Below are 12,130 nucleotides of genomic sequence, written 5' to 3'. Positions count from 1 at the left end.
AAACGCTCATTTTTTTTTACATAAATTAGCATTCATGTCTTCCCAAATCTTTACAAATATCAGTCTGCTTGTCAATACCCGGGAAGATAATTATATTGTTCGCGGAAAAAGCCTTTCTAAATTACCCATTATTGAAAATGCTTACCTGGTAGTTGATAATGGAATCATTTCAGAATATGGATCAATGGATAATTATAAGCACCCAATTTCTGAAAAAAATAAGGTTGAAGAACATTGTATGGTTCTGCCTTGCTGGTGTGACAGCCACACACATGTTGTTTTTGCCGGAAGCAGGGAAAATGAATTTATTGATAAGTTAAAAGGATTAAACTATGCTGAAATTGCTGCAAATGGCGGCGGGATTTTAAATTCAGCAAAAAAACTAAATGAAACTTCTGAAGATGAATTGTTCCACCAGGCATGGAAAAGACTCGAAGAAGTAAGTAAAATGGGAACCGGGGCAATTGAAATTAAAAGCGGCTATGGATTATCGTTAGAAGGTGAATTAAAGATGCTGAGAGTAATTAAAAAGCTAAAAGAAAAGAGCCAGCTCAAAATAAAGTCAACCTTTCTTGGCGCTCATACTTTTCCCATAGAATACAAAGATAAACACCAGGATTATATTCAATTATTGGTCAATGAAATCCTTCCTTTAATTGCAAAAGAAAATCTTGCAGATTATATAGATGTCTTCTGTGAAAAAGGATTTTTTTCTGCAAAAGAAATGGAAACTATTTGCCTCGCAGGAAAGGGATTTGGGTTAAAACCAAAACTGCACGTGAACCAGCTTAACAGCATTGGAGGAATAGAAAAAGGTATTGAATTAAACGCAGTTTCACTTGACCACCTTGAAACTCTAACGGAGGAAGAAATTAAAATGCTTGGGGGATTTAATCGTTGTTCGACTTTACTTCCCACGGCAGCATTTTTTTTAAGAATGAATTACCAGCCTGCAAGAAAACTTATCGATGCCGGCGCTGCCATTGCACTCGCTTCCGACTATAACCCCGGTTCATCACCTTCAGGGAACATGAATTTTGTTGTTGCGTTAAGTTGCATTCAAATGAAAATGTTACCCGAAGAGGCCATTAATGCGGCAACCATAAATGGCGCGTTTGCCATGGAGATTGAACAAGATTATGGAAGCATTAAAGTTGGGAAAAAAGCAAATCTAATTTTTACAAAACCGATTCCTTCCATTGCTTACCTTCCCTATTCATTTGGAAATGATTTAATTGATAAGGTAATGCTAAACGGAGAGTTTATTTAAATGAAATAATTATAAATTTCAATCTATATATAAAAATGCTGCCACATTTTAAAGGCTACAATAAAAAAGATATTCTTTCGCTTACGCGTCTCCGTAAGTTTGAAACAAAACTCGGTGAATGTGTTTCCTGTAGCAAGGATTCCTCAGATATCACGGAAACTATTTCCCAAACAGAAGCTGAATACGTCGTTATCGGAATACCTGAAGATATTGGTGTGAAAGCGAATATGGGCAAGGGTGGAGCAGCTTCAAGCTGGTTTCCTTTTCTTGATTCTTTTTTAAATATCCAGAGCAATGATTTTTTCACCGGTGAAAATGTCTTAGTTGCCGGTCATTTTGATTTTAGTGATATAGAAAATCTTATAAATATTAATGCTGCAACCGGCGATGAAAAACTAGAAGCATACCGCCATGCGGTAAACGCAATTGATAATGAAGTGGAAGAATTAATAAAAACAGCAACCCAATTAAAAAAAATTCCGATCATAATTGGCGGCGGCCATAACAATGCTTATCCTGCCCTGAAAGGTGCAGCCAAAGGACTTTTCAAAGCTGAAGTCATTCCATTGGCGCAAATTAATTGCATTAATGTTGATGCACATGCCGACTACAGGCCCCTGGAAGGAAGGCACAGCGGTAATGCATTTCGTTACGCGGATGAAGATGGCTACCTCAATAAATATTGCATAGTAGGATTACATGAAAATTATTTGCAACAAAATGTATGGATCGATATGGTAAATAATCCTTTTATTGATTGTATTACTTACGAGGATATTTTTATTCATGAAAAAAGAAATTTCATCCAGGCAGTTGCGCATGCTACCGGTTTTACCGAAGATAATTATACCGGTATAGAACTCGATCTAGATTCAATAGAAAATGTTTTAAGCAGTGCTGCTACACCTTGTGGTATAACAACATTGCATGCAAGACAGTTTATAAACTTTGTAGCTACTGATTCAAAGATCGCTTATCTACATATTTGCGAAGGAGCTTCGTCTTTAGAAAGTGGTGAAGTAAATAATTCTACGGGAAAGTTAATCAGCTACCTCGTAAGTGATTTTATAAAGGCTCATAAAAATAAATAAGATAATGTATTACAGGCACGCCAGTCTTCCGCCATCAACCGGTAAATTTATTCCTGTAATATAAGATGCTGCAGGGGAACATAAAAAAGCCACAGCCGCACCAAATTCTTCGGGCGTTCCAATTTTTTGCATAGGTATTGCCGCTATAAAATCTGCTTCTATTTCCTTTTCATTCTTTTCGGTAGCAGCCACTTTGTTCTTTACAATTGAATCATATCGTGCGGTCCTTGTATATCCCGGCAAAACGTTATTTACCGTAATACCGAATTTTCCTAATTCACCGGCCAATGTTTTTGACCAGCTGGCTACTGCTGCACGAATTGTATTGGAAACTCCAAGCCCCGGGATTGGTTCTTTTACCGATGTTGAAATAATATTTATAATACGCCCATATCCGGATGCCTTCATTGATGGAAGCACCGCTTTCATTAAAATATGATTACAAATAAGATGGCTATTAAATGCCTGTAGAAAGTCTTCCGGCGCAGCATCAACAGCATTGCCCCCTTTTGGCCCACCGGTATTATTTACTAAAATATTAACGGTGCTATTATTGACCATGTAATTAGTAATTGACTTCTCTACAACTTCCGGATAGTGAAAGTCTGCAACTATATATGTATGTTTTTGCCCGAAAGTGATATCTAATTTTTTTACTGCTTCCTTAAGCTTTTTTTCATCTCTTGCCACCAGTGTTACCTCTGCGCCAAGTAAAGCAAGTTCGACAGCTGAAGCAAAGCCAAGACCTTGGGTACTCCCACATACGATTGCTTTTTTTCCTTTCAGATCAAGATTCATTATAAAATTTAAATTAAGAACAAAGAAAAATTATTTTATCTGTTTGAAAAAGAAAATATCAGGCCATAAAAAAACTGCCCGGTTAAAGGCAGTTTTTTAAATGATGTTGAAACTTTTAGTCTTTCTTTTCTTTGTGATGATGCATGGTGGCTTGTTTGTGATTTTTACCATGCTTCATCATGTGCTTGTGATGCTTGTGATGCTTAAAAGGTTTATTAGCCTGTGGCGATGCAAATGAAGAGGCGGTAAACAATAACACAATAGTTGACAAAAGGAGGATTTTTTTCATACTTAAAATTTTATTTTATAAATCTACATTTTTGTTTTGTTGGATTTTGTTAAATAAGATTGAGAACGCATATATGACAAAAAAATTATTTTACTGCGGCAATGTTTATTCACACCTGTTCAAAACATTCAGGTTTTTTTGGCTAACCGTTTCATTATATTTGGCGCTATCGACTTATAAAAGGAAATTATTTTTTTTGTTCTCAAAAAAATTTCTTTTTCCTTAAATCTATAAAGTTGATAAAAAACTTTGTCGAAAATTTCTTTCTTTTGCCCCCAAAATATGAAAAACAATGGCTGATAAAAACTTGTTTGATTATAATGAAGACTCCATAAAAAGCCTTGACTGGAAAGAACATATCCGCTTAAGGCCGGGTATGTACATTGGGAAACTCGGCGATGGCAGCAGCGCTGATGACGGCATTTATGTTCTGCTGAAAGAAGTAGTAGATAATTGTATCGACGAACACACCATGGGGTTTGGAAAGCACGTGGATGTGGAGATAAAAGATAAAACTGTAAGCGTTCGTGATTATGGAAGAGGCATTCCGCTGGGCAAGGTTGTGGATGTGGTGAGTAAAATAAATACAGGCGCGAAATACGATAGCAAGGCCTTTCAAAAAAGTGTAGGACTTAATGGCGTTGGAACAAAAGCGGTAAATGCATTGAGCAGTTATTTTAAAGTAACTGCCTTTAGAGAAGGGAAACAAAAAATTGCAGAATTTGAGAAAGGGTTTCTAACTAAAGAATATAAAGAAGAAAAAACGACCGAGCAAAACGGCACCGCGGTTGAATTTATTCCTGATGAAAAAATATTTAAAAATTATCATTACCTGCCTGAATTTTTAGATAACCAGTTTTGGAATTATTGCTTTCTTAATGCAGGTCTTGTTATTAATTATAATGGCAAAAGATATGTAAGTAAAAATGGATTGCTCGATCTGTTGCAACGCAAGACTAATGAGGACGAAAACCGCTATCCTATCATTCACTTGAAAGCAGAAGATATTGAAGTAGCTATTACCCACAATAATCAGTATGGAGAAGAATATTACAGTTTTGTAAATGGACAGTTTACAACACAGGGCGGAACACATCTTGCCGGTTTCAGGGAAGGATATATAAAAACGATCCGCGATTTTTATAAAAAAGATTATGATGCTTCCGACATACGGGGAAGCATATGCGCAGCAATCAGCGTTAGGGTACAGGAACCTGTTTTTGAAAGCCAGACGAAGACCAAGCTCGGTTCCCAGATCATGTTTGAGAATGGACCGAGCGTTAAAAATTTTATAAGCGATTTTTTGGGAAAAGAACTAAACAACTACCTGCACAAAAATCCTGAGACGGCTGAAGCGCTTAAAAAAAGAATAGAACAAAATGAACGTGAACGAAAGGAACTGGCGGGTATAAAAAAGCTGGCCAATGAAAGAGCTAAAAAAGCAAATCTTCATAATAAAAAATTACGCGATTGCCGGTTTCATTTTAATGATGCGGCAGAAGGTAAAAACAAAAATGAAATAAATGCTAAACGCCTGGAGACAACTATCTTCATAACAGAAGGAGACAGTGCAAGTGGTTCTATTACCAAGTCGCGAAATGTAGAGACACAGGCAGTCTTCAGCCTTAGGGGAAAGCCGTTAAACTGCTTTGGTCTTACTAAAAAAGTAGTGTATGAAAATGAAGAATTTAATTTATTGCAGCATGCTTTAAATATTGAGGAAGGCTTTGAAGACCTCAGGTATAATAACATTGTAATTGCGACTGATGCAGATGTAGATGGTATGCATATAAGGTTGCTGCTGATGACTTTTTTTCTGCAGTTCTTTCCTGACCTTGTTAAGAACGGGCATGTTTATATTTTGGAAACTCCTTTGTTTCGCGTAAGAAATAAACAGGAAACAATTTATTGCTATGATGAAAATGAAAAACAAAAAGCAATAAATAAATTGGGTAATAAACCTGAAATAACGAGGTTCAAAGGATTGGGAGAAATTTCGCCCGAAGAGTTTGGGAAATTTATCGGTGACGATATTCGCTTGCAACCGGTAATGCTTTTACCAGAAGTTCACATACAGCAATTGCTGGAATATTACATGGGAAAAAATTCTCCATCCCGCCAGGATTTTATTATTGATAATTTAAAAGTGGAATTGGATTTAGCGGAGGTTTCGGGTATTTAATTTTAAATCAAAGTTCTTAATTCTCAATCGTATAAATGATACATATAGTTTTTCAAAAAAATGACGCTGATACATTAAAGAAAGCAATTGCACTAGATGAATCCATGCAGGGCGATATCATTCAAATAGCAGATGATTTTGCAATAGGCCCGATTAAAGATATTTATTCAACCGAAGGAACGGAGAATCGTAAGCAATGGTGGCGTGAAGTATTGTCCGGTGGACCTTATGAAGGAATTGTTGATGACGGCTCAGTTGCTGATGATAATAAAACGATTGCTGAATTAATAGAAAAACTAAAAACCAATAGTGAAGAAGTACTCTGGATTTGGGCTGCACAGAATCAACATGACGTATCAGGTTATTATTGGTTAATGAGCCAACTGAAAGATTTCCAGGGCCGCGTTTTTATTTTGTATTTAAATAATCTTCCATTCATAAACGAAAAAGGACACATTTTTTATCCAACCAATATTTTTGAAATTCAGCCTAAAGAATTTTTGAAAGCAAAAAAATTAGCGCGGCCTATAACACTAAGTGAATTTGAAGTAGATCCGGATGAATGGACAAAATTGTGCAATGAAAATAAAGGAGTGAGAACACTGGAAGGCGGAAAAAAATTAGCACAACACAATTATGATTATTATGATAATGAATTGATCAAATTAATTACACCTGATTGGCAGAAAGTAAATAAATTATTACATGCTTTTTTTTCCAGGTCGAAGATAACTACCGGTGACGCATACCTGATATCGAGGATTAAACATATGATACAGGAAAATAAGATAGATGCCCAGGGTGATATAAAAAATATGAAAGACTTTGAAGTGAAATTGAAAGTAAATTAATGGCCATGCTTTTACAAGGCAACCTGTGGAAGTAAATGTAAGTCGTGGCAAACTAAACAAGGAAAATGGCAAAGAGTATAAAAGAAGATTACACACATAGTGATGCCGGTATTTCCGGTCAATATAAAACATGGTTCCTGGATTATGCCAGTTACGTAATTCTTGAGCGTGCCGTACCAGCGGTGGAAGATGGCCTCAAGCCCGTTCAACGCAGGATTCTCCATGCAATGAAAGAAATGGATGATGGACGCTTTAATAAAGTGGCGAATATCATCGGGCAAAGTATGCAGTATCATCCGCATGGTGATGCGAGTATTGGAGATGCACTCGTGAATCTTGGTCAAAAAGAATTGCTCATTGAAACACAGGGGAATTGGGGCGATGTGAGAACCGGCGACGAAGCTGCTGCGCCAAGATATATAGAAGCAAGACTCAGCAAGTTTGCATTAGAAGTTGCTTTTAATAATAAAACAACTAATTGGCAGTTGAGTTACGATGGAAGAAAGAATGAGCCGGTTACATTACCCATGAAATTTCCATTGCTGTTGGCGCAGGGAGCAGAAGGGATTGCTGTTGGGCTTGCAACCAAAATTCTGCCGCATAATTTTTGTGAATTGATAGATGCCACTATTAAATATTATAAGGGAAAAAAATTTGAACTCTATCCTGATTTTGCAACCGGGGGAATGATAGATGTTACCAACTATAATAATGGAATTCGGGGAGGCAAAGTAAGGGTAAGGGCAAGGATTGAAGAACACGATAAGAAAACCCTGTTGATAAAAGATGTTCCTTACGGAACAACAACAACCCAGTTAATTGAAAGTATTATAAAAGCAAATGATAATGGTAAGATCAAAATAAAAAAAGTAACAGATAATACTGCTGCAGAAGTTGAAATAAGTATCGATCTTGCTCCCGGCATTTCACCCGATATTACTATTGATGCTTTATATGCTTTTACGGATTGCGAAATCTCAATATCTCCAAATGCTTGCGTAATCAATGGACAGAAACCGGAATTTCCGGGAGTAAGTGATTTGCTTAAAATTTCCGCGGATAATACAAAGGATCTTCTTAAAAAAGAACTGGAGATAAAACTGCAGGAACTCCAGGAAAAATGGCATTATACCTCACTGGAAAAAATATTTTTTGAAGAAAAAATTTATAAGGAGCTTGAAAAGAAGCACGAAACCTGGGAGAAAGTAATTATCGCCATTGACAAAGCTTTTGCTCCGTATAAAAAACAGCTCAGGAGGGATATTACCAGGGAAGATATTCTTAAGCTAACTGAGAAGCCTGTACGAAGAATTTATAAGCTGGATATTGATGAGCTTAATGAACAGATAAAAGCCCTGGAAGCAAATATTAAACAGGTGAATCATGATTTGGCGCATCTTACTGAATATGCTATAACGTATTACGAAGAATTGCTGAAAAAATATGGTAAAGACCGTGAAAGGAAAACAGAAATAAAACTTTTTGATACCATACAGGCAAAAGCTGTGGCTATCGCCAACACTAAAATTTATGTGAACCGCTCGGAAGGTTTTATAGGAACGGGGTTGAAGAAAGATGAATTTGTTGATGATTGCAGCGACCTAGACGATATAATCGCTTTCACTAAATCGGGAATAATGAAAGTGGTGAAAGTGGCAGACAAAGTGTTTATCGGCAAAGATATCATTCACGTAGCCGTGTTCAGGAAAAACGATGAGCGTACCACCTATAATATGATCTATGCTGAAGGTAAAAAAGGGATCAGCTATGCAAAGCGTTTTAATGTAACCGGCGTTACCCGTGATAAGGAATATGACCTTACCAAAGGTGATGGAAAAAGTAAAGTGCATTATTTTACGGTAAACCCTAACGGTGAAGCAGAGACGATAAAGATTATTTTATCTCCTAATGCGAAAGCAAGAAATAAGGAATTGGAATTTTCGTTTGAAACCCTGGATATTAGAAGCCGAAACAGCATCGGCAACCAGGTTACCAAATATCCTGTTAAATCTGTTCGGTTAATAGAAAAAGGAAAATCAACCTTAGACAAACGAAAACTTTGGTTTGATGCAACTTTCGGGCGGCTTAATACAGAATCGAAAGGAATTTTCCTGGGCAACTTTGATGGCGATGATAAAATCCTGATCATTTATAAAGATGGTAATTACGAGATAACAGGGCAGGAGATAACCCAGCGTTTTGATGGGGATAGCATTGAACTTATAGAAAAATATGATCCTGAAAAAATTATTACTGCCGTTTATCTTGATAACGAAAAGCTGCAATACAATGTGAAGCGATTCAAGATTGAAACCAATACACTGAATACGAAATTTCTTTTTATAAAAGAAGGGGAGGGGAACCGCCTTCTAAAAGTAACTACAGCAGCGGAACCGCTACTGGCAATGCAAAGTGGCAGGGGTTCGCAAATAAGGCGAGCTAAGATTAAACTCAACAAAGTAGTTGAGGTAATGGGCTGGCGCGCCATAGGAAACAAGCTCACCGACTTTTCCAAAAGTGATCAACTGGAATGGGTAAATCCTGATAGCCAGACTTTGCAAAAAGAATTGTTTGAATAAAAAATACACTACAATTTAATATAATTTAAAACCCTTATGGAACTTTAGACCTTAGGCTACTGCTTAAACAGCGGGGTTTAACGAGTAAAATTTTCAGTAAGCGGGTAAGTTACATTAACCGTCCGGTCAGTTCGCTTTATGGCTAAAACTGATACTTCCCGAAAAAGTGCCCGGCCACATATCCTCATGCATAGTTCCAACCCAAAGGGTTTTCACCTTGTCTTCATAAATTGTTCTTATATAAAATAATCGCTGATGGTAAGGCTATTCACAGCAGCTAAATTTAATAATGGACAAAAATGTTTATTTGATAATACTTATCTGGTCCGGTTCTCTAAGTGCCGGTTCGAAAATTACATTTGCAGTCATACTTGAGTACAGCTATAAAGTTCGCCGAAATACTATAGGTTTTTTGCAACTTGTTATATAATATTGATTAGTATCTCCATAGTTTTCTGGCTGTTCTCGGCTATTTCGTTCGCCCCAACTCCGTCAGTGACGGACTTGACCAAAAGAAGACACCTAAGAGACAGCCTTCAAGACATTTGTTCGACCCCCTTTTGCATCGTTATGACTACTTTAATAATATTTCCCTGGGCTTTGATTTCGTCTGTATGGAAAATCGCAACAACACCTGCCTCTGCAAGGACAAATGACAGAAATTGCTTAAATATCGCGGTATCCATTTTTATCTTACTGATAGTATTCCAGCGTAATTGCATAATAATCTGAGCCTGTTTATGTTATAAATTATTGCGCCTATTTGCAATTCAACAGAATAAAAAGTAGCTAAATACGTTATCAATAATTAACTGGCAGTGAAAGGCTAATAAATCCTAACCAATTGAACACCTTTAATAAATTCACCATATTCGATTTCTATATTAAACATAATATTAATTTCTGCCGGGTATGTACTCCTAAGGGAAAACCTTTTTACATCGATTTTTCGTTTTTATGTTCAAAACGTGTAATTATCTTTTCAATGCTCGTGTTGTTTCATGTCAATAAACTTTTTGCCGATTATACAATTAGTGCAGGAGCCAGTATAGATCCGGCTATAAATTCAACCTTACGAAATTCTACAGGTACCATTTCAATTTATGGTACTATGGCAATTAATTCAGACGTAACCTTTACCAGTTCAACCCCACTACGGATTTTAATTTATGGTACCGGTGGACAAATTTATTGGTATGCCAATAAGATCCTGGTTTTACCTGCGGGTTCCACTATCGCCTATGTCAACAACCCAACTGCCCCCCCGGGTTTGCAGCCCACTTCGGGTAATGCATCCCAGATTTTAGAAATCGGTGCGGTAAAATATGCATGCACGAATGACAACTCCAACAATGTTGTATTCTCTTTTACCCAATTAAATTCTATTGGGGGCACGCCTACCATTAGTGCTACCACCGGCACTCCCTCGATTTGCTATGGGTCAGCCGCATCTCTTTCTGCATCCCAGGTTTTGCCTTCGGGAGTTGCTTTTAAGATCCAATGGAGCATTTTTCCTTCTTCCGGAATTTTTACAAACAATAATACAAGTGCTGCAACAAGTACTGCCCTATCTAACGCAGCTGCCGGATCGGATACAATAATTAGCGGATTATATGCGAATACGGGGGGCACCAACTATTATTTAGTGACGAGTGATACTGTTGTATTAACTGTTAAACCAGCACCGGCAGCACCAACCGCCTCTGTGACTCAACCTACCTGTGCAGCAGTTACGGGAAATATAAGCATTTCGGTACCAACAGGTGTCAGCCTGACTTACAGTACCGACGGGGCTACTTATGCTAATACAACCGGGGCATTTAGTGGTATGTCGGCAGGTGCTTACAATCTTACTGCAAAAAACAGCAATGGTTGTATCTCGCCGGTAACTTCTGTTACGGTTAATGCACCACCTGTGGCGCCGGCGGCACCCACGGTCTCTGTAACGCAGCCTACCTGTACTGTCGCTACAGGGACTATAACAATAACGGCACCTACGGGCATGGGTATCACTTATAGTACTGATGATATTACATATAGTAATACTTCGGGAGTTTTCAGTAGCATATCACCGGGTACCTACAACGTTACAGCAAAAGATAGCAGCGGATGTATATCACCTGCAACTACCGCTATTGTTAATGCACAACCTGCACGTGCTACCGGATCTCTCAGCGGATCAGCAAGCATCTGCAGCGGATCATCAGCCAGCTTAAATATCGCTGTAACGGGCGCAGGTACTATTAGCGGCACTCTTTCAGATGGTACTGCCTTTAGTGGAACAGCACCGTCTATTACTGTAAACGTCAGTCCGTCAAGTACCAAAACTTATACCATCAGCAGTTTGACTAACGGGACCTGTTCATCAATAGCATCAGATAAAACAGGCGACCCAACAATAACGGTAACTATGCAGCCTTCCGCCACTATATCCTATGGCGGAACACCATTTTGCTCTAACACCGGAACCGGTACTGTAACGTTCAGTGGAAGCACAGGAGGTACTTTTTCATCCGGGGCTTCGATAAATGCGACCACCGGAACTGTTGATCTTGTTAGCACGGCTCCTGGAATTTATACAGTTACCTATTCAATAGCTGCATCGGGTGGATGTTCTCTTTATACAACAAATGCTTCAATTGCCGTTAACCCGAATACGTGGACAGGTGGCGTAAGCACCAACTGGAATACACCGGCAAACTGGGCAGGAAACGGTATTGCCAATACCTGTCCTGATTTTACAATTCTCTCGGGCGTTCCTTATGAGCCTATCCTTAACTCAGGAACTGCTGCTGTTCAAAATTTAATTGTTAATCCGGGTGCTACGTTAACCATTACAAATGCCACTATGCAGATTTCCGGCACCATAACCAACAACGGTACCATTAATGCCGCCAATGGGACTATAGAGATGAATGGTTCGGCTGCTCAAACCATTCCTGCCGGTGCCTTTCAGAATAATGCTTTGAATAATCTCATCATCAGCAATACCAATGCATCCGGTGTTTCCCTGGGCGGCGCCCTGGATATTTATAATTCAGTGACCTTTTCAGGAACCGGCAAAAAGCTA

Annotated in this window: 8 protein-coding genes; 6 read left to right on the top strand and 2 right to left on the bottom strand. The window is 38.2% G+C overall.

What is annotated here, in order from left to right; genetic code table 11:
* Positions 1–34 precede the first annotated feature (34 nt).
* Positions 35–1,270 carry an imidazolonepropionase gene (gene hutI / locus FW778_RS21980; protein WP_150417052.1) on the top strand — a complete coding sequence of 412 codons (1,236 nt, stop codon included), beginning with the start codon at positions 35–37 and terminating at the stop codon, positions 1,268–1,270.
* Between the two features lie 35 nt (positions 1,271–1,305).
* Positions 1,306–2,361 (top strand): formimidoylglutamase, encoded by a 1,056-nt coding sequence (locus FW778_RS21975; protein ID WP_150417051.1) that lies wholly within the window; start codon positions 1,306–1,308, stop codon positions 2,359–2,361.
* A 9-nt stretch (positions 2,362–2,370) separates the two neighbouring features.
* On the opposite strand, the gene FW778_RS21970 is transcribed toward FW778_RS21975, so the two are convergent.
* Both FW778_RS21970 and FW778_RS23340 read right to left on the bottom strand, forming a co-directional pair.
* Positions 2,371–3,159: an SDR family oxidoreductase gene (locus FW778_RS21970; RefSeq protein ID WP_150417050.1), complete on the bottom strand. Its 789-nt coding sequence runs from the start codon at positions 3,157–3,159 to the stop codon at positions 2,371–2,373.
* Between the two features lie 115 nt (positions 3,160–3,274).
* Positions 3,275–3,448 carry a hypothetical protein gene (locus tag FW778_RS23340; RefSeq protein WP_202552432.1) on the bottom strand — a complete coding sequence of 58 codons (174 nt, stop codon included), beginning with the start codon at positions 3,446–3,448 and terminating at the stop codon, positions 3,275–3,277.
* Between the two features lie 292 nt (positions 3,449–3,740).
* On the opposite strand from FW778_RS23340, the gene FW778_RS21965 reads away from it, so the two are divergent.
* The 4 genes from FW778_RS21965 to FW778_RS21945 all read left to right on the top strand — a co-directional run.
* Positions 3,741–5,630 carry a DNA topoisomerase IV subunit B gene (locus FW778_RS21965; RefSeq protein WP_150417049.1) on the top strand — a complete coding sequence of 630 codons (1,890 nt, stop codon included), beginning with the start codon at positions 3,741–3,743 and terminating at the stop codon, positions 5,628–5,630.
* Positions 5,631–5,665: 35 nt separating this feature from the next.
* Positions 5,666–6,481: a DUF1835 domain-containing protein gene (locus tag FW778_RS21960; protein ID WP_150417048.1), complete on the top strand. Its 816-nt coding sequence runs from the start codon at positions 5,666–5,668 to the stop codon at positions 6,479–6,481.
* Between the two features lie 65 nt (positions 6,482–6,546).
* Positions 6,547–9,060 (top strand): DNA gyrase/topoisomerase IV subunit A, encoded by a 2,514-nt coding sequence (locus FW778_RS21955; protein WP_150417047.1) that lies wholly within the window; start codon positions 6,547–6,549, stop codon positions 9,058–9,060.
* Between the two features lie 985 nt (positions 9,061–10,045).
* Positions 10,046–12,130, top strand: a 2,085-nt coding sequence (locus FW778_RS21945; RefSeq protein ID WP_150417045.1) for a beta strand repeat-containing protein, incomplete at its 3' end; no start/stop codon positions are given.

The organism is Ginsengibacter hankyongi (assembly GCF_008710285.1).
Classification (GTDB): Bacteria; Bacteroidota; Bacteroidia; order Chitinophagales; family Chitinophagaceae; genus Ginsengibacter; species Ginsengibacter hankyongi.
The sequence above is the reverse complement of the archived record's forward strand: the minus strand, read 5'-3'. Positions and strand labels throughout refer to the sequence as shown.

What these genes read in the sequence shown, in the direction of transcription:
- FW778_RS23340 (WP_202552432.1), bottom strand. Translation starts at nt 3,448, where the DNA reads ATGAAAAAAATCCTCCTTTTGTCAACTATTGTGTTATTGTTTACCGCC.
- FW778_RS21965 (WP_150417049.1), top strand. Translation starts at nt 3,741, where the DNA reads ATGGCTGATAAAAACTTGTTTGATTATAATGAAGACTCCATAAAAAGC.
- hutI (WP_150417052.1), top strand. Translation starts at nt 35, where the DNA reads ATGTCTTCCCAAATCTTTACAAATATCAGTCTGCTTGTCAATACCCGG.
- FW778_RS21975 (WP_150417051.1), top strand. Translation starts at nt 1,306, where the DNA reads ATGCTGCCACATTTTAAAGGCTACAATAAAAAAGATATTCTTTCGCTT.
- FW778_RS21960 (WP_150417048.1), top strand. Translation starts at nt 5,666, where the DNA reads ATGATACATATAGTTTTTCAAAAAAATGACGCTGATACATTAAAGAAA.
- FW778_RS21955 (WP_150417047.1), top strand. Translation starts at nt 6,547, where the DNA reads ATGGCAAAGAGTATAAAAGAAGATTACACACATAGTGATGCCGGTATT.
- FW778_RS21970 (WP_150417050.1), bottom strand. Translation starts at nt 3,159, where the DNA reads ATGAATCTTGATCTGAAAGGAAAAAAAGCAATCGTATGTGGGAGTACC.